Raw genomic sequence first — 17,939 nt, 5'->3', positions numbered from 1 at the left:
ACCCGGCGCTGATGGCCGGGTTTTTACTTATTCGACAAAGATATGCGGATAGAAGCGGGAGAGATCCTGGGTGATCAGCGCCCGATCTTCGCGGATGCCGATGCCGGCGGGCTGATCGTTTATGAGCCAGCTGCCAATCAGCGTATAGCTGTCGCCAAACTTCGGCAGCGGGTAGAACTCCTGCACGATCATCCCCTCTTCGCCATACGGGCCTTCCACCGACTCGACGGTTTTGCCGTTCTCAACGATCGAGACGTTGGCACCTTCGCGGGAGAAGATCGGTTTCACCACATACTTCTCCATCGGCGGATGATCTTGATCGGCAAACCAGGCGGGCAGCAGATTAGGGTGATCCGGGAACATCTGCCACAGCATCGGCAGTAGCGCCTTATTGGAGATGATGCTCTTCCAGGCCGGCTCCAGCCAGCGCACGCCGGCATCTTCCAGCTTGGTGGAGAACATTTCGCGCAGCATATATTCCCACGGATAGAGCTTGAAGAGGTTACCGATCACCTGATCCTGCAGATCGGAGAACTGACCCTTTTCGCCGAGGCCGATATCTTCGATATAGAGGAACTCAGAGGCCAGCTCCGCTTCCGCCGCGCAATCCTGAAGGTACTGCACCGTTCCACGATCTTCTACCGTGTCGCGGCAGCAGGTGAAGTGCAGCAGCTGGAAGCCGTGCTGCTCGCGCAGCTCGACGAAGCGAGCGATAAGCTTCTCCTGTAGGCTGTTGAACTGATCGCTGCCCTGGGGCAGATTGCCTGCGTTGAGCTGATCTTCGAGCCAGATCCACTGAAAGAAGGCAGCTTCATACAGCGAGGTCGGCGTGTCAGCGTTATTTTCCAGCAGCTTAGGCTCACCGACGCCATCCCAGGCGAGATCGAGACGTGAATAGAGCGAAGGCTGACGCGTGGCCCACGACTGGCGCACAAAGCCCCAGGTGTGTTTCGGAATGCGGAATTTAGTCATCAGCTCATCGCTGGCAACGACCTTCTCTACCACCTGCAGACACATCTGGTGCAGTTCAGCGGTAACATCCTCCAGCTTCTCAACCTGGGCAAGCGTTAGTTTGTAGTAGGCATCTTCACACCAGTAGGGCTCGCCATACATGGTGTGAAAATTAAAGCCATACTCCGTTGCCTTCTCGCGCCAGTCCGGGCGCTCGCTAATGCTGATTCTCTCCATCGACGTCAGCCACCCATTGAACGGCTGGAGCTGCCGGAGGCGCTGCTGCGCTGCATGGTGTTCTGTTTAGCGACAGATTCACCAAAGCCGCCGCGGGTTACGGTGGTGGTAGTTGCCGGTTTCGGCGCTAAGGCGGTTTTTGGCACCGTTGCGGTGCGGCCCGGCTGCGCTGCGCCGTAGCCCTTACCGGAGGCGTCGGTGTACTGCCCGTAAGCCGGGCTTGCCGGGTTACGCGAGCTGAAAAGTGGCTGTTGAGCAAAGCCCGCGCCGCCGCCCATTAAGCGGCCCATCATGTAACCGGCCATCAGCGGCATCCAGAAGCTGCCGCTGGACTGGTTCTGCGCCTGGTTTTCAGTGCCCGGCGCGCCTACGCCTGCCTGCGCGGGTGCCTGCTGGCACTGGCCTTCGCCAAACTCGGCCACGCAATCTTCGCGCGAGGCGTATTTCGGCGCGGTACGTTCGGCTTCTTTTAAGGCATTGTTATAGGCGGCTTTACACTCCGCGCTTTTACCTGGATTCGCCGAGGAGCAGTCGTCAGCGTTCTGGTACATAGAAACCGTTTCGTCACTTTGTTCACAGGCTGCCAGCATAAACACGGCGGAGACCGCCAGCGCGACAGGCGTTAAATGACGTGCGCTCCAGCTTTTGCGGAACGTCGCATGATTGATATTTTTTGTCCGTTTCATTGTTATCTTCCTGTGGACCCAAAGGCATGAATAAACAATCAGGATAGAGGATGGGGGGGCGAAGTTAAAGCGAGGCGGGAAGGCCTTTACGTTGCCTTACGTAAAAACGGGGGCTGTGCGCCCCCGTGATGTATTGCGGGTGTTTAGCGCGTCAGACCGGTGCGCGCGGCGGCAGGTTGTGCACCCGCGCCGAAGTTCTCAACCTTAGCCTGCTGCTCCGGGTTCTCCGGTGCCACGCTCTCTGGCGCGGTAGAGATGGATTTGCCCAGCGCGCCGTTGAGCGCGACCAGATCCTGCTCGTTCAGCGTACCGAGAGCTTGCTTAATATTAAGCTGATTAATCAGGTAGTTATAACGAGCGCTTGAGAGCTGCTGCTTGGCGTTGTAAAGCGTAGTGGTGGCATCCAGCACGTCAACAATTGTGCGTGTACCGACCGAGTAACCCGCTTCCATCGCATCGAGTGAGCTCTGCGCAGAGACCACCGCCTGTTTGTAGGCGTTGATGCTGCTGATCGAGGCGTTCACGTTATTAAAGGAGGAGCGAACGTTCTGCACCACGCTGCGGTGCGCGCTCTCCAGCTGCTCGCTGGCACCCACGAAGTTATACTGCGCCTGTTTAACCTGCGAGTTCACCTGACCACCCTGGTAGAGCGGCAGTGAGAAGCTCAGGCCGACTTTGTTTTGACCAACGTCGGAGTCGCTAAACTGCGAGTTATTACGTGTTCTGGAGCCGCTGTAGGAGGAGTTTGACACACCGGTAGAGGCGGTCAAATCCAGAGTCGGCAAATGACCATCCTGCGCCTGGCGAATCTGCTCGCGCGCCAGATCCTGGCTTAAACGCGCCTGCAACAGCGTCAGGTTACGTTTTTCTGCTTCTTTCAGCAGATTGTTAACCGGCTGCGGTTTATCAGTATTAAAGCTCTGAACGTTCAGCGAGGCCAGTTCCGGATAGTAATTGCCGGTTACCTGGCGCAGTGTCTCTACTGCGTTATCCAGTGCGTTACGTGCGGAAACTTCGTTCGCCAGCACGGTGTCATACTGTGAGCGGGCGTTTTGCACATCGGTGATGGCAACCAGGCCAACGTTAAAACGCTGGGTGGTTTGATCTAACTGGCGATAAATAGACTGTTTCTGCGCTTCGGTAAAAGAGAGCGTATCAATAGCGCTCAGTACGTTGAAGTAGGCGGTGGCTGTGTTCAGCATCAGCGTCTGCTGGTCGGTCTGCCAGGTGACATCCTGAATCCCGGCACTTTTTTCCTGTAAAGTCAGCGCGCGCCATTTCGACATATCAAAAATGGTCTGCGTTAATTGCAGTGAACCGCTGGTCACGCTGGAATCGACGCCCTGGCTATCGCGGAAACCGTTGGTATAGGTGTAATCTGCCCCCAAACCAAGCTGAGGCAGTAACGGGCTACGCGCTTCATTGATCTTTTCGAAGGCGGCATCGCGGTCGGCGGCGGATTTACGCAGATCCGGGTTGCTTAAACGCGCCTGCTGATAAACCTGTAACAGGTTTTCTGCCTGGCTCATCGCACTGAAACCGGACAGGCTCAGGCCGATAAAGAGGGGGAGCAATTTCTTCATTTGCATTCCTTGTTGTGAAGCAGTACTAGCGCTGATCTAAATTGGAAAAAATAATCGCAGATTCTACCAGAAGTACGCACCGCGAAAGCTTGGCGTAACGTGCCATCGGCATAAATTTGCATCAATCTAACACATAGCGCTTGAAACACGCGTAAAACAGGCTTGAAAATCCACCGATTTATCATCACTTCATATGAGATGCCGCCAATGAATAAGCCAGACTCATCCATCGTCACTTTCACAAAAAATGATGTAGAAATTATTGCACGGGAAACGCTCTACACCGGTTTTTTTTCGCTCGTTCGCTATCGTTTTCGCCATCGTCTTTTTAATGGTGGAATGAGTGGCGAAGTGCAGCGTGAAATTTTTGAACGCGGTCATGCCGCAGTCTTGCTACCCTATGACCCTGTGCGCGACGAAGTTGTGCTGATCGAACAGATCCGCATCGCGGCGTTTGATACCAGCGACACGCCGTGGCTGTTGGAAATGGTTGCCGGCATGATCGAAACGGGCGAATCGGATGAAGAGGTTGCCCGGCGTGAAGCGGATGAAGAGGCCGGTTTAGCGGTCGGACGCGTAAAAAGGATGCTGAGCTACCTGGCAAGCCCGGGGGGGACCAGCGAGCGCACTGCCGTATTGGTTGGTGAAGTGGATGCCACACAGGCCTCAGGTATTCATGGTCTGGTGGATGAAAACGAAGATATTCGTGTTCATGTGGTGAGCCGGGAACAGGCTTACCAGTGGGTAGAAGAGGGGACAATTGACAACGCAGCGTCTGTCATCGCCTTGCAATGGCTGCAGCTGCATTATGAGAGCTTACAAAACGAGTGGAAAAAATGAAGCGTTACACACCTGACTTCCCGGAAATGATGCGCCTGTGCGAAACCAATTTCGCCCAGCTGCGCCGCCTGCTACCGCGTAATGATGAGGCGGGCGAAGCGGTAAGTTATCAGGTGACCAATGCGCAGTACCGATTAACGATTGTTGAATCCACCCGCTACACTACGCTTGTGGAGATTGAACAGACCGCGCCTGCCGTCAGCTACTGGAGCCTGCCCTCAATGACAGTGCGCCTGTATCACGATGCGATGGTGGCCGAAGTGTGTTCGAGCCAGCAGATCTTTCGATTTAAAGCGCGGTATGATTACCCCAATAAAAAGTTGCATCAACGCGACGAAAAGCATCAAATTAACCAGTTTCTGGCCGACTGGCTGCGTTACTGTTTAGCACATGGAGCAATGGCGATTCCGGTTTGTTAGCGTCGTGAAACCTAAGGACACCATTTGGAAAGCCTGTTAAACCTCTCTCTGGGGAGTGAGTCCAGAGTCAGGGTATTACAAATAACCGATTCTCACCTGTTCGCCAAAAAGCATGAAACGCTGTTAGGAGTAAATACCTGGGAGAGCTATCAGGCGGTACTGAACGCGATCCGGGCTCAGCAGCGTGCGTGCGATCTGATCGTCGCCACCGGCGATTTGGCGCAGGATCATACCGCTGCGGCTTATCAGCACTTTGCTGAAGGCATCGCAAGCTTCGACGCACCCTGCGTCTGGCTGCCGGGCAATCACGATTTTCAACCTGCCATGTACAGCGCGTTGCAGGATGCGGGTATCTCATCCGCTAAACGTGTTTTTATCGGTGAGCAGTGGCAAATTCTGCTGCTCGACAGCCAGGTGTTCGGCGTGCCGCACGGTGAGCTAAGCGAATTTCAGCTCGACTGGCTGGAGAAAAAACTCGCCGATAGCCCGCAGCGTCATACGTTACTGCTTCTGCATCATCACCCGCTGCCGTCCGGCTGCAGCTGGCTCGATCAGCACAGCCTGCGCAACGCCGCGGAGCTGGATAACGTCCTGCAACGCTTTCCGCAGGTGCGTACGCTGCTATGCGGGCATATCCACCAGGAACTGGATCTCAACTGGAATGGCCGCCGCCTGCTGGCGACGCCGTCCACCTGCGTACAGTTTAAGCCGCACTGTGCCAGCTTCACGCTCGATACCATCGCGCCAGGCTGGCGCTGGCTGGATCTCTACCCTGACGGAACGCTGCACACCGAAGTGTGCCGTCTGGCGGGGAGCGAATTCAGGCCCGATACCGCCTCAGAAGGCTATTGATGTCAACGCTTCTTTATATACATGGTTTCAACAGTTCGCCCAGCTCCGGCAAAGCGACGCAGCTGGCGCAATGGGTCGCCCAGCAGCATCCGCATATTGAAATGGTGGTGCCGCAGCTGCCACCCTATCCGGCCGAAGCCGCAGAGATGCTGGAGTCGCTGGTGCTAGAGCGGGGCGGAAAAACGCTCGGTATTGTCGGCTCTTCACTCGGTGGTTATCTGGCGACATGGCTCTCGCAGTGCTTTATGTTGCCGGCGGTGGTGGTCAATCCGGCGGTGCGGCCGTTTGAATTGCTGGCGGATTATCTCGGCCCTAACGAGAACCCCTACACAGGGCAGCAATATGTGCTAGAGTCTCGCCATATTTACGAGCTCAAAGTGATGCAAGTTGACCCGCTTGAGGCGCCGGATCTGATCTGGCTGCTGCAACAAACCGGGGACGAAGTGCTCGATTACCGCCAGGCGGTGGCCTATTACGATGCCTGCCGCCAGACAGTTGAAGAGGGCGGAAATCACGCCTTCACGGGCTTTGAGAAACATTTCACACAGATTATCGATTTCCTTGGGCTTGAATAAGCCGCCGGAAACGATGCGATCACTATCTACGAATACACCATGACGCAATCCTATAACGCTGATGCCATAGAGGTACTCACCGGGCTTGAGCCGGTTCGCCGCCGTCCGGGGATGTATACCGATACCACGCGCCCTAACCATCTGGGGCAGGAAGTTATTGATAACAGCGTGGATGAAGCGCTGGCGGGCCACGCGAAGCGCGTGGAGGTCATTCTTCACGCCGACCAGTCGCTGGAAGTTATCGACGACGGGCGCGGTATGCCGGTGGATATCCACCCGGAAGAGGGCGTTCCTGCTGTCGAACTGATCCTCTGCCGCCTGCACGCGGGCGGTAAGTTCTCCAATAAAAACTACCAGTTCTCGGGCGGCCTGCATGGCGTTGGTATTTCGGTGGTTAACGCCCTGTCGCGGCGCGTGGAAGTGACCGTCAAACGCGACGGCCAGGTCTACAGCATCGCTTTCGAGAATGGCGATAAGGTGCAGGATCTGCAGGTCATCGGCACCTGCGGTAAGCGCAATACCGGCACCAGCGTTCACTTCTGGCCGGATGAATCCTTCTTCGACAGCCCGCGCTTCTCCGTCTCCCGCCTGATGCATCTGCTGAAAGCGAAAGCGGTACTCTGTCCGGGCGTTGAGATTGTCTTTAAAGACAATGTGAATAACGCCGAGCAGCGCTGGTGCTACCAGGATGGTCTGAACGACTACCTGAGCGAAGCGGTAAACGGCTTGCCGACGCTGCCGGAAAAACCCTTTATCGGCAACTTCTCTGCCGAAACGGAAGCGGTGGACTGGGCGCTGCTCTGGCTGCCGGAAGGCGGCGAGCTACTGACCGAGAGCTACGTTAACCTGATCCCGACTATGCAGGGCGGCACCCACGTTAACGGCTTGCGCCAGGGGCTGCTCGATGCGATGCGCGAATTTTGTGAATACCGCAATATCCTGCCGCGCGGGGTGAAGCTCTCGGCGGAAGATATCTGGGATCGCTGCGCCTATGTGCTGTCGGTCAAAATGCAGGATCCGCAGTTTGCCGGGCAGACCAAAGAGCGTCTCTCCTCTCGCCAGTGCGCGGCGTTTGTCTCCGGCGTGGTGAAAGATGCCTTCAGCCTGTGGCTGAACCAGAATATTCAGACCGCGGAAATGCTGGCAGAGATGGCGATCTCCAGCGCCCAGCGGCGCATGCGCGCCGCCAAAAAAGTGGTGCGTAAAAAGCTCACCAGCGGCCCGGCGCTGCCCGGCAAGCTGGCGGATTGCACCGCGCAGGATCTTTCGCGTACGGAACTCTTCCTGGTGGAAGGGGACTCTGCGGGCGGATCTGCAAAGCAGGCGCGCGATCGCGAATATCAGGCGATCATGCCGCTGAAGGGTAAGATCCTTAACACCTGGGAGGTCTCCTCCGATGAGGTGCTGGCCTCGCAGGAGGTGCATGATATCTCGGTAGCGATCGGTATCGACCCAGACAGCGAAGATCTTAGCCAGCTGCGCTACGGCAAGATCTGTATTCTGGCGGATGCGGACTCCGATGGCCTGCACATCGCCACGCTGCTCTGCGCGCTGTTTGTGAAACATTTCCGTACGCTTGTGAAAAACGGTCACGTCTATGTCGCGCTACCGCCGCTCTACCGTATCGATCTCGGCAAAGAGGTCTATTACGCGTTAACGGAAGAGGAAAAAACCGGCGTGCTGGAGCAGCTGAAACGCAAAAAGGGCAAACCGAACGTACAGCGCTTTAAAGGGCTGGGCGAGATGAACCCGATGCAGCTGCGTGAAACCACCCTCGATCCGAATACCCGCCGCCTGGTGCAGCTGGTCATCAGCGATGAAGATGATAAGCAGACCGACGCCATGATGGATATGTTGTTGGCCAAGAAGCGCTCGGAAGATCGACGCAACTGGCTGCAAGAGAAGGGCGATACGGCGGAGATCGAAGCCTAAACCCTGTGCCCGATGGCGCTCTGCTCGCCGGGCCTGCTCAACGCTTTCGGTTTTATGTATGCCGACCATCCGGCATATTGTGCCCAACCTGCCAGGGCGATCAGCTATAACTCTTCGGGTTTTATGTAGGCCGGATAAGGCGCAAGCCGCCATCCGGCATGTTGTGCATCTTATCTGAAACGGGTGGCAGTGTAGATCTCATCGTTCTCGCGTTTGCCCACACCGATCACCGTCACGGTGATGATCTCATCCTCGACTTTATAGACCAGCCGGTATCCAGCACCGCGTAGCTTAATTTTGTACTGATCTTTGCGTCCATGGAGCTGTGCTGCCGGGACACGCGGGTTTTCAAGGCGCTCCTGAAGCTTCTTTTTAAACTGTTCTCTTACGGTGCTTCCCAGCTTCTTCCACTCCTTTAATGCCGATACGTTGAACGCCAGCTTATAAGTCATCCAACTTGACCTCGATGGTGGGTTCATCAGCTCGCTCGTCCGCAATGCGCCCCAACTCTTCGTCTTCAAGCATCTCCATCAGGCGTGCATAGAGCGCGGGCGGGACGCAGTAGAACGCGGGTTCATTGCGATTAAGAATGGCAACCGGCGCGCCTTCACCGGCATTAAATGTCCCCATAGGGTCACGTTTCAGTTCGGTGATGCTGGCTGCGGTGGTCGTCAGGATCTGGAATGGCATAGTCGTTCTCCTTGCAAAGAGCGGCCATTATGGTGCATTAAAAAGCACTTTTAAAGGTGCTTCTTAAGGGCTTGTTCGTTGCGATGATTCTTCCTGTACTGCAACGGCGTTTCGCCGATGCCGCGCTTAAAGGCGCTGATAAAGTAGGTCACATCGGAAAAGCCGACATCAAGGGCGATCTCGCGGATGCTGAGCGGTGTGTGGAGCAGCGAGTCGCACGCTTTGCGCAGGCGCAGGGTATTTAAATATTGATGGATCGGCTCGCCGGTCTCGAAGTGGAAGCGGCGCGAGACATAGCTGCGTGACTTGCCGAGATCCTCGGCGAGCCGTTGCAGGCTAAACTTCTGCCGGTAATTTTCCTGTAACCAGAACATCACTGGCGTGGCGATCCCGCTCTGCTGTTCCGGTAATTTCTCATTATCTTCCGGCAACATACTTAACAGATTGAGCAGCAGGCAAGCGACCTGCTCGACGTTCAGGCTGCGGTTCTCCGCCAGCTTCGCATAACAGCTAAACAGATGATCGATATGGGGATGAATATCGGCCGCGTCCATCACTACCGCCGCGCCGCCGCGTAAGGAGAGGCGCTGTAAGCGCTGGTGATTATGCGGAAAATCGCGCAGATGTTTGAGCACTACATGGTGATCGACATGAATGATGGTGCGGCGATAACAATCCTGGGCCTGTTCATCCACCATCACCCGGTGCAGGGTAAAGGGCGGAAAGAAGAAGAGCCTGCCGGGGCGCATGGTGTAGTGGCGGTTATCAACAATCACCACGCCGAATCCCTCTTCGACATAGAGCACTTCCAGACACTGATGCCAGTGGTGGTAACGCACGGTATTGGCGTAAAGGCGGCTAAACGACACGATCGCGTCGTTGAGGGTAATCAGTTCCAGCCGCTCGGTCTGCAAGCCTGAAGTCATGGTGCAACCCATCTCAATTTTTACTTCCCTGTAGCCATTTATAAACCACGGTTTTAAATTTTCTCAATAACAGGTTCAGAGAAGTTACGGCGGTGTGACAGAGCTAACATTTCACCGCGCTGTTCATTAACTATTCTTCTGCCACACATCAGGGGAGGAGAGGTTATGCAGGCGGCGCACGAGAAAAAATCAAATCCATTGTCATCCCGCGACGAGGTGGTCAGCGCGCTGACTAGCATGCTCGACGCGCTGGATAAACAGTTTCCGGCCGGTGCGGCGCAATTCTCCCTCGGTGCCACCAGCGCCCACTACAGCGATGGGATTGCTGAAATGGAGGGGCTCTCCCGCGCGCTGTGGGGCCTGTTCCCGCTGATGGCGGGTGGCGAGGCGGAAACCTTCAGCGCGAAATATCTGGCGGCGATCAAGCGCGGCACCGATCCGCAGGATAGCGGCTACTGGGGCGACACCGTGGCCTACGATCAGCGGCTGGTGGAGATGGCGGCCTACGGTCTCGGGCTGGCGCTGCTGGGTGATAAATTGACGCTGAACTTCAGTGCCCAGGAAAGGGACAACCTCTACCGCTGGCTTAATCAGATCACCGACGCAGAGATGCCCGACAGCAACTGGAACTTCTTCGCCATCATGGTGCAACTGGGCTTCAAACGCGCCGGTTTACCGTGGGATGCGCAGGCAATTGAACGCCGCTTTACGATGATGGATGCCTACTATCTTGGTGATGGTTGGTACTCCGACGGCCCCGGCCGACCAAAAGATTACTACATCTCGATGGCGTTTCATTTTTACGGTTTGATCTACGCCGCGCTGAACGGTGAAGAGGATGAAACGCGCGCGGCAACCATTCGCGATCGCGCCAGCCTCTTTGCCGGGGACTTTATCTATATGTCGGCGGCAGAAGGGGAGTCGATACCGTTTGGCCGCAGCCTCACCTACCGTTTTGCGATGGTCGCCTTCTGGAGCGCCGTCGCCTTTGCTGATCTGCCGGTCTTCACGCCGGGCGTGGTGAAGGGCGTGATCCTGCGCCATCTGCGCTGGTGGCTCAAACAGCCCATCTTCGATCGCGACGGCATTCTGACTCTTGGTTTTGCCTACCCAAACCTGGCGATGTGCGAGGATTACAACTCGCCTGGCTCGCCCTACTGGGCGCTGAAGGTCTTCTTAATTATTGCACTGCCCGCCTCTCACCCCTTCTGGCACGCCGAAGAGCAGCCGCTACCGCGGCTCGACGCACAGCGTGTAATTGCCCCTGCCGGGCAGCTTATCGTGCATAGCGAAGAGTCAAAGCACGTCTGGATGCTGACCGCCGGACAGCTGGAGCTGAACAACTACGTCAATACCGAAGCGAAATACACCAAATTTGCCTACTCCAGCCGCTTTGGTTTCACCATCGAGCGCGGGCGCTATGGCATTAAGCATGCCGCCTGCGACTCAATGCTGCTGCTGAGCGAAGGGGATAACTACTTTCGCGGCCGCCGTGAGTGCGACGAGGTGGTGATAAGCGAACAGGCGATCTTCTCCCGCTGGTCGCCGTGGTATGACGTGCAGATCGCCACCTGGCTCATCCCCTGCGGCGAGTGGCATCTTCGCGTTCATCGCATCGATTCCGCCCGCGCGCTGACCAGCGTTGAAGGGGGCTTTGCGGTGCTGAAAGCCCCCCATCGCTCTGAGCAGCACGGTAGCCTTGTGGTCGCTGAAAATGGTGTCAGCGGCATTTTCAACCTGCTTGCTGATGTTCCGCGCGAGGCGGACAGCGTAATTACACCGCCTAACAGCAGCATCATGTTTTCGCCCTGCGCCTCCATTCCCGTGCTGCACACAGAGATTGCTCCAGGCCAGCAGTGGCTGGCGTGCGCCGTGCAGGCGGCAACCTGCGAACTGGCATTTAACCCGCTGTTACCGGAACTGCTTATCAATAATAACGCGCTGGTGATCCATCAACCGGGGCAGAAAAACCGTATCGAGATTGCACTTTGATTCCCGGCGCTGGCCGGGAAATAACGCTGAACCCTACATGCTTTCGTCGAGGATAGTATGGAAAAAATCACCATAAATAATAAAACTGAATATTACAAAATCAGCTCCTTTATCTTTCTCTACTTTTTTACCTGGTCGGCGAGCATTGGTTTGCTGGCGATCTGGCTGGGGCAAAAAGCCAATTTAAGCGGGACGGTGATCGGCACGGTCTTTGCCGTTAACGGTATCTTCTCCGTTATTCTGAAACCGATTTATGGCTATATCCTGGATAAAATTGGCATGAGCAAATACCTGCTCTATTTTGTCGTGCTGATGTCGGCCTTAATGGCACCATTCTTTATCTATGTTTATCAGCCGCTGTTAATGTCCAACACGCTGGTGGGTATTATTGTCGGTGCCATCTACTTAAGCTTCGCCTGGTATGCGGGCGTGGCGGCGTGCGAATCCTATACCGACCGTTACAGCCGCTTAAACGGCATGGAGTTTGGGCAGATCCGCATGTGGGGCTCGCTGGGCTGGGCGGTGGCGTCATCCTTCTCTGGCTTGCTGTTTAACCTCTCGCCGGCCTATAACTTCATCATGGGGTCCATAGCATCGCTGATCATGCTGGCGGTGCTGCTGAGCCTGAAAGTGAATGTCCACTCCGCTCACGCCGGCGAAGTGCTGACGAAAGAGAAGATCGCCCCTGCCGATGTCTATGCGCTGCTGCGTAATCGCAAATTCTGGGCCTTCTGTCTCTATGTCGCCGGTGTCGCGTGGATGATGTTTATCGCCGAGCAGCAGTTCTCACGCTACTTCGTCACCTTCTTTGATGATGTGCATGAAGGCAATGCGGTGTTTGGTTATCTGGGCACGGTGCAGTCGGGCATGGAATTTGTCATGTATATGGTCATCCCGCTATTTGTGAACTTTATTGGCGCCAAACGTGGGTTATTAATTGTCGGCCTGATTGTCGGCGCGCGGTTAATTATCTCCGGGCTGTGCGAATCGCATCTGCTTATTTCAATCCTCAAACCGCTCTACGGTCTCGAAATCTGTTTGCTGCTGGTGTCGGTATTTAAATATATCGCCGAGCATTTCGATAAACGCGTTAATGCCACCATGTATCTGCTGGGCTACCAGGCGATGCTCTATGTCGGCAATGTGGTGGTCTCGTCGCCCGCCGGGATTTTGTATGACCGCATCGGCTTTGAACACACCTACATCATCATGGGCGCGATTGCGCTGACCTTTACCTTTATCTCCCTCTTTACCCTGTCTGCCTGCCAGAGCAAATGGCGGCAAGCCCGCACGCTGGATGCGAAAACGGCAGGGTAATGGCTATCCGATTATCGAACAGAGAAGGAACCGAACCATGTTAAGTACAATCAACGAGGAAACGTTACGCCCATGCCCGGCTGCGCCCGATGCGCAAATCTTTAAAGATGAGCTGGACTCTGCGCGTAGCCACACCCTTGAGCTGATTCGCCGTCATTTAACCGAGTTCGGCGAGCAGTTCCCGGCAGAGACCTGCGTCGACGGCTTTTACCCGCTGACTGGCAACGTTGAGTGGACCACCAGCTTCTGGACTGGGCAGCTGTGGCTGGCGTGGGAGATGAGCGGCGACGAGGCGTTTCGCGCGCTGGCCGAGCGCCACGTGCGCTCCTTTGGCCTGCGCATCGCCGGGCGCGAAGATACCAACACGCACGACCTTGGCTTTTTATACACGCTCTCCTGCGTGGCGGCCTGGCGCTTAACCGGTAACCGCGATGCGCGCGGCTTTGCGCTGCTGGCGGCCGAAGCGCTGCTGGAGCGCTTTCATCAAAAAGCGCAGATCATCCAGGCGTGGGGCGATCTGGCCGATCCTGCCCAGGCCGGGCGGATGATCATCGACTGCAATATGAACCTGCCGCTGCTCTACTGGGCGACTGAGCAAACCGGCGACCGGCGTTTTGCCGACGCTGCCGAAGCCCACGTGCGTCAGGCGGCGAAATACCTTATCCGCGAGGATGCTTCAACCTTTCACACTTACTATATGGATGTGCAGACCGGCGCGCCGCGCTATGGCAATACCCAGCAGGGTTACGCTGATGATTCATGCTGGTCGCGCGGCCAGGCGTGGGGCATTTATGGCTTCCTGCTGAGCTATATCTACACTGGTGATAAAGAGATGGTGGCGCTGTCAAAACGGCTGGCGAACTACTTCCTCAACCGCCTGCCGGAAGATGCGGTCTGCCACTGGGATCTGGCGCTGGTGGGCACCGATGCGCTGCGCGACTCCTCATCGGCGGCGATTGCGGTTTGCGGCTTGCTGGAGCTAGTTAAACAGCTGCCGGTGACCGATCCGGATCGCGCCCATTATCAGCAGTGGGCGATGCGCATTATGTCATCGCTGAGTAAGCACTATCTGGCGGGCAAACAGGAGGCGACCAACGGCCTGCTCAAGCACTCGGTCTACCATCTGTCGAGCAATAAAGGGGTGGATGAGTGTGCAAGCTGGGGGGATTACTTCTATGTCGAGGCGCTGGCGCGTTTCTCGCTGAGCTGGAAGTCGTACTGGTAAACAAAGGGCCGGCAAGCGCCGGCCTGAGTATTCTCCCCCCGCCTGGCGGTGAGGGGAAGGCTGTTACAGACCCGATTCGAGAATACGGATATGGGTCTCGAGGACATCGCCTTTTACTGCTTCGCTCCACGCTTTCATATGGGGCGTTTGCAGGTGCGCTTCAAGATGCGCCACGCTCTCCCAACGCTCAACCATTGTGATGGAATCCGGCGCGGTCGTCTGGAAGCTAACGCCAGCGGCGTGGTCGATCAGCGGCTCATAGCCGTGGCAGCCTGCTTCTTGCAGCACAACCGGTACAATTTTCGCGAATTCATCAAGCACGGCCTGGCGATGGTGCTGCCCCGGGCGAGTGCGGATCTCTGCTACTACTGTCAACATGGTTTACTCCTTTTAAGTCCAGCTACAGTTAAGCAAAAATCTCCGCCAGATGCTTGCGATATTCTGCAATATAACGCGGGACGTCCGGCATTTTGATCACGTCGTTAGCGATAAATGTTGGCAGCGCATCCATACCAAGGAACTGGTTCGCTTTATGGAACGGCAGGTAAACGCCGTCAACGCCGACGCCGTGGAAGAACTGCTCTTTATCGGTAAAGGCGTCGATTGGCGCGTTCCAGGTGAGCGACAGCATGTAGGTTTTGCCCTGGATTAATCCGCCGGAGCCATACTTTTTCGCCGCATCGGAGCGGGTACGGCCATCGCTGGCATACAGCGAACCGTGACCTTCGGTAAAGACATCATCCATATACTTTTTCACCGTCCACGGCGCGCCCATCCACCAGCCAGGCATCTGCCAGATTACGGTGTCGGCCCACAGGAAGTTCTCTACTTCCGCTTTGACGTCGTAATCGCCGTCGGTACGCACGACGTTTACTTCGTGCCCGGCATCGCGCAGGAAGCTTGCCGCAACGTCGGTCAGGGTATCGTTCAGTTCGCCATTGGAGTGCGCGAATTTCTTCGCACCGTTGATAATCAGAATGTTGCTCATTTTTTGTTCCCGGATAAATACGTTTGTCGGCGATTCTATCCGCATCAACGGGGCGATTAAATTGGCAATAATGGCAAAGACTTTTGCGCAATAAGCAATAATCGGCTTACCAGCGCAGGGTGACGTGAACCCCCCCCGCAGGATGGTTGGCAAAGGTAGCCTGCATCTGATGCAGAGCGGCAATACGCTGCACAATCGATAACCCCAGCCCGCTGCCGGTTTCACTCTGCCCCGGCGGGCGGTAGAAGCGCTCGCCAATACGCGCCAGCGCCTCCTCGCTCACCCCCGGGCCATTATCCCGCACGCTCAGGCTATTGGCTTCAAGGGTGACATCCACCACGCTGCCCGGTGGGCTGTAGCGGATGGCGTTATCCAGCAGGTTGCGCACCAGCAGGCTAAGCAGCAGCGGCTGGCCCTGGCGGTGTACGCCGTGGGCATTCAGGTGCAGGCGGATGTCAATTCCCGCCTTCTGCGCGCTGTGGTAGGTCTCCATTACCGCCGATTGCAGCAGCGCATCCAGCGCCAGCGTCTCAACATCCTCCATATGCTCCAGCGAATCAAGGCGCGAGAGGGTTAACAGCTGATCGACCAACCGCGTTGCGCGATCGATGCCGAGATGTAACTGGCTCAGCGCTTTAGCGCGTGCCGTGGGATCGTCATCGGAGAGCTGTGCGACTTCCGTCTGCACTTTCAGCGCTGCCAGCGGGCTGCGCAGCTCATGTGCGGCGTCGGAGGTAAAACGCCGCTCACGCAGCATCATGGCATGCGTGCGGGCAAAAAGTTGGTTGAGGGCATCCAACAGCGGGCGCACTTCGCCGGGTACGCCGCGGGTCTCCAGCGCATCGGCGCGATCCGGGGCGCGTGAACGCAGCGCCAGCACCACCTTTTTCAGCGGCCGCAGCTCAAGGGTCAGCAGGGCGATTAACAGCAGCAGCATTAATGGCAGCGCCACCAGCCAGGGTGTTAGCTGTGAGGTGATGATCTCCAGCGCCATCTCCTGGCGATACTCCCACTCCTGGCCGACAACAATGCGGTACTCACCGCCGGGCGCGGTCAGCCAGAGAAAGCGCCACTTATCGTCATCATCGCGCAGTTGCCCATCATCAAAGCCATCGCGACGCCAGGAGTAGGGGATATCGCGCCCGTTATCGCCATCGTGCAGTAGCAGTTTGCCGTCGGTGGAGTAGATGGCGAAGGCCAGCACGTCATCATCAAGATGACCATGCTTGATCTTCTTTTTAGTCACCTGCGGTGCGGCGCTCTGCAACTGGTCGAGCTTCATCACGCTCAGGCGTTTGGCGAACAGCATCTGCTGGGTATCGAACAACTTGTCGAGTTTGTCGCGCGTCTGCTGCCAGGCGACGACGCTGGCACAGAGCCATGCCGCCAGCGAGAGGAGTAAAAAGAGCAGTGTCAGACGCAGCCGCAGGCTATGGGGAAACGTAAATTTCATGCCTCTCCTAAGGTGTAACCGATGCCGTGCACGGTGCGGATAAAGTCACTGCCGAGCTTGCGGCGCAGGTGATGCACATGCACCTCCACCGCGTTGCTGGAGACATCCCCGTCCCAGCTGTAGAGCTTCTCTTCGATCGCTTTGCGCGGCAGCACGCGCCCGATGTTGCGCAGCAGGAGCTCCAGCAGGGCGAACTCTTTCGGTTTCAGCACCAGCGTCTCGTTATTGAAGGTGGCGACGAGGCTTACCGGGTCGAGAGTGACCAGGCCGTGGCGCAGCAGACTTTGCGCCTGGCCGTGGGTGCGGCGGATCAGCGCCTCCAGCCGGGCGGCCACTTCCACCAGCGCAAAGGGTTTGCAGAGATAGTCATCAGCGCCGAGCCGCAGCCCTTCGACACGCTGCTCAATGGCGTCGCGCGCGGTGAGGATCAGCACCGGCTCGCCGCGCTTCTGCTCGCGCCAGTCGCGCAGGATGGTCAATCCATCAAGACCCGGCAGCGTTAAGTCGAGGATCACCGCGTCATAAGGGGCGGCAAACAGTGCCGCTTTGCCGAGCTTGCCGTCGGTAAACCAGTCAACCGTGAAGCCTTTTTTACCCAGGCCCGCCTTCAAACCGTCGCCAATCAGCGCATCATCTTCTATCAGCAGGATTCGCATACTCTCTCCGTCTATTCAGACCTGCAGGCAGTTAACCCGCTTGCAGCGGGCGTTGTACAGCGAAAAATAATCTTTTTACGCCTTAAGAAGTTGTTAAGAAGTGGCTGGCTTAATGGAGCCTTACCAACAAAAAGGGAGAGATAAGATGAAAAAATTTGCTGCTATTACTGCTGTTCTCGCACTTTGCGCCGCACCGGCATTTGCTGCTAATCAGGGCGGTTTTACCGGCCCGGGTGCGACACAACAACAAACCTCCACCCAGCAGGGCGGCGGCTTTACCGGGCCAAACGGCAGTAAAGCGACCGTTGAGAGCGCTAAATCCCTGCGCGACGATGCCTGGGTAACGCTGAGCGGGAACATCGTTGAGCGCATCTCAGATGATACTTACTCTTTTAAAGATGCCACCGGCACCATCAATGTCGATATTGACCAGAAACGCTGGAAAGGGCTGAGCGTCGGGCCGCAGGATAAGGTTGAAATCCAGGGTGAAGTGGACAAAGACTGGAACTCCGTTGAGATCGACGTAAAAGAGATTCGCAAAGTCGGTCAGTAAGCGCTGACCGTTCGTGAAAAAATCGCGCATCGCTATGACTCCTCGCCGCAGATAGGGTAGTATC

19 protein-coding genes are annotated in these 17,939 nt (G+C 56.5%); 9 read left to right on the top strand and 10 right to left on the bottom strand.

What is annotated here, in order from left to right:
* Nucleotides 1–27: 27 nt before the first annotated feature.
* The 3 genes from HF650_RS20570 to tolC form a co-directional block, all read right to left on the bottom strand.
* A complete protein-coding gene (locus tag HF650_RS20570) occupies nucleotides 28–1,188 on the bottom strand; it encodes a glutathionylspermidine synthase family protein (protein WP_187800163.1) in 1,161 nt (386 codons plus the stop codon).
* Nucleotides 1,189–1,193: 5 nt separating this feature from the next.
* On the bottom strand, nucleotides 1,194–1,874 hold the full coding sequence (locus tag HF650_RS20565) for a DUF1190 family protein (RefSeq protein ID WP_187800162.1): 681 nt from the start codon (nucleotides 1,872–1,874) through the stop codon (nucleotides 1,194–1,196).
* Between the two features lie 143 nt (nucleotides 1,875–2,017).
* A complete protein-coding gene (gene tolC / locus HF650_RS20560) occupies nucleotides 2,018–3,457 on the bottom strand; it encodes an outer membrane channel protein TolC (RefSeq protein WP_187800161.1) in 1,440 nt (479 codons plus the stop codon).
* A 207-nt stretch (nucleotides 3,458–3,664) separates the two neighbouring features.
* Here tolC and nudF point away from each other — a divergent pair, with 207 nt between their 5' ends.
* Genes nudF through parE form a run of 5 tightly spaced genes read left to right on the top strand, consistent with a single transcriptional unit; the run spans nucleotide 3,665 to nucleotide 8,075 of the window.
* Nucleotides 3,665–4,297 carry an ADP-ribose diphosphatase gene (gene nudF / locus HF650_RS20555; protein ID WP_187800160.1) on the top strand — a complete coding sequence of 211 codons (633 nt, stop codon included), beginning with the start codon at nucleotides 3,665–3,667 and terminating at the stop codon, nucleotides 4,295–4,297.
* Nucleotides 4,294–4,716 (top strand): DUF1249 family protein, encoded by a 423-nt coding sequence (locus HF650_RS20550; RefSeq protein WP_023480711.1) that lies wholly within the window; start codon nucleotides 4,294–4,296, stop codon nucleotides 4,714–4,716. Before nudF ends, HF650_RS20550 begins: the two co-directional genes overlap by 4 nt.
* A 24-nt stretch (nucleotides 4,717–4,740) precedes the next feature.
* The gene (gene cpdA, locus HF650_RS20545) at nucleotides 4,741–5,568 is read left to right on the top strand and encodes a 3',5'-cyclic-AMP phosphodiesterase (RefSeq protein WP_187800159.1); all 828 of its coding nucleotides are present in this window, start codon (nucleotides 4,741–4,743) and stop codon (nucleotides 5,566–5,568) included.
* Nucleotides 5,568–6,143 (top strand): esterase YqiA, encoded by a 576-nt coding sequence (yqiA, locus tag HF650_RS20540; protein ID WP_187800158.1) that lies wholly within the window; start codon nucleotides 5,568–5,570, stop codon nucleotides 6,141–6,143. Before cpdA ends, yqiA begins: the two co-directional genes overlap by 1 nt.
* Nucleotides 6,144–6,182: 39 nt before the next feature.
* Entirely contained in the window at nucleotides 6,183–8,075 is a 1,893-nt protein-coding gene (gene parE, locus HF650_RS20535) for a DNA topoisomerase IV subunit B (protein WP_187800157.1), read from the top strand.
* A 170-nt stretch (nucleotides 8,076–8,245) separates the two neighbouring features.
* On the opposite strand, the gene HF650_RS20530 is transcribed toward parE, so the two are convergent.
* Genes HF650_RS20530 through HF650_RS20520 form a run of 3 tightly spaced genes read right to left on the bottom strand, consistent with a single transcriptional unit; the run spans nucleotide 8,246 to nucleotide 9,691 of the window.
* A complete protein-coding gene (locus HF650_RS20530; RefSeq protein WP_042717987.1) occupies nucleotides 8,246–8,527 on the bottom strand; it encodes a type II toxin-antitoxin system RelE/ParE family toxin in 282 nt (93 codons plus the stop codon).
* The gene (locus HF650_RS20525; RefSeq protein ID WP_042717989.1) at nucleotides 8,517–8,765 is read right to left on the bottom strand and encodes a type II toxin-antitoxin system Phd/YefM family antitoxin; all 249 of its coding nucleotides are present in this window, start codon (nucleotides 8,763–8,765) and stop codon (nucleotides 8,517–8,519) included. Before HF650_RS20525 ends, HF650_RS20530 begins: the two co-directional genes overlap by 11 nt.
* A 50-nt stretch (nucleotides 8,766–8,815) precedes the next feature.
* Nucleotides 8,816–9,691: an AraC family transcriptional regulator gene (locus tag HF650_RS20520; protein WP_187800156.1), complete on the bottom strand. Its 876-nt coding sequence runs from the start codon at nucleotides 9,689–9,691 to the stop codon at nucleotides 8,816–8,818.
* Between the two features lie 165 nt (nucleotides 9,692–9,856).
* On the opposite strand from HF650_RS20520, the gene HF650_RS20515 reads away from it, so the two are divergent.
* The 3 genes from HF650_RS20515 to HF650_RS20505 are packed head-to-tail and all read left to right on the top strand — an operon-like array spanning nucleotide 9,857 to nucleotide 14,225.
* Nucleotides 9,857–11,683 carry a DUF2264 domain-containing protein gene (locus tag HF650_RS20515; RefSeq protein ID WP_187800155.1) on the top strand — a complete coding sequence of 609 codons (1,827 nt, stop codon included), beginning with the start codon at nucleotides 9,857–9,859 and terminating at the stop codon, nucleotides 11,681–11,683.
* Nucleotides 11,684–11,740: 57 nt separating this feature from the next.
* The gene (locus tag HF650_RS20510) at nucleotides 11,741–13,000 is read left to right on the top strand and encodes an oligosaccharide MFS transporter (protein ID WP_187800154.1); all 1,260 of its coding nucleotides are present in this window, start codon (nucleotides 11,741–11,743) and stop codon (nucleotides 12,998–13,000) included.
* A gap of 37 nt (nucleotides 13,001–13,037) precedes the next feature.
* The gene (locus HF650_RS20505; protein ID WP_187800153.1) at nucleotides 13,038–14,225 is read left to right on the top strand and encodes a glycoside hydrolase family 88 protein; all 1,188 of its coding nucleotides are present in this window, start codon (nucleotides 13,038–13,040) and stop codon (nucleotides 14,223–14,225) included.
* 63 nt (nucleotides 14,226–14,288) lie between these two features.
* On the opposite strand, the gene HF650_RS20500 is transcribed toward HF650_RS20505, so the two are convergent.
* From HF650_RS20500 to qseB, 4 genes are all read right to left on the bottom strand, one after another.
* Nucleotides 14,289–14,603 carry a putative quinol monooxygenase gene (locus HF650_RS20500; protein ID WP_023480887.1) on the bottom strand — a complete coding sequence of 105 codons (315 nt, stop codon included), beginning with the start codon at nucleotides 14,601–14,603 and terminating at the stop codon, nucleotides 14,289–14,291.
* A gap of 28 nt (nucleotides 14,604–14,631) precedes the next feature.
* Nucleotides 14,632–15,213: an NAD(P)H-dependent oxidoreductase gene (locus tag HF650_RS20495; RefSeq protein ID WP_187800152.1), complete on the bottom strand. Its 582-nt coding sequence runs from the start codon at nucleotides 15,211–15,213 to the stop codon at nucleotides 14,632–14,634.
* A gap of 106 nt (nucleotides 15,214–15,319) precedes the next feature.
* Nucleotides 15,320–16,666 (bottom strand): quorum sensing histidine kinase QseC, encoded by a 1,347-nt coding sequence (qseC, locus tag HF650_RS20490; RefSeq protein ID WP_187800151.1) that lies wholly within the window; start codon nucleotides 16,664–16,666, stop codon nucleotides 15,320–15,322.
* Nucleotides 16,663–17,322 (bottom strand): quorum sensing response regulator transcription factor QseB, encoded by a 660-nt coding sequence (gene qseB, locus HF650_RS20485; RefSeq protein WP_187800150.1) that lies wholly within the window; start codon nucleotides 17,320–17,322, stop codon nucleotides 16,663–16,665. Before qseB ends, qseC begins: the two co-directional genes overlap by 4 nt.
* Nucleotides 17,323–17,467: 145 nt before the next feature.
* Between qseB and HF650_RS20480 the strand changes: the two genes are divergently transcribed.
* Nucleotides 17,468–17,875 (top strand): YgiW/YdeI family stress tolerance OB fold protein, encoded by a 408-nt coding sequence (locus HF650_RS20480; protein ID WP_187800149.1) that lies wholly within the window; start codon nucleotides 17,468–17,470, stop codon nucleotides 17,873–17,875.
* Nucleotides 17,876–17,939: the final 64 nt, after the last annotated feature.

The organism is Kosakonia sp. SMBL-WEM22 (assembly GCF_014490785.1).
Taxonomy (GTDB): Bacteria; Pseudomonadota; Gammaproteobacteria; order Enterobacterales; family Enterobacteriaceae; genus Kosakonia.
This window is presented reverse-complemented; position numbering and strand designations above follow the sequence as displayed.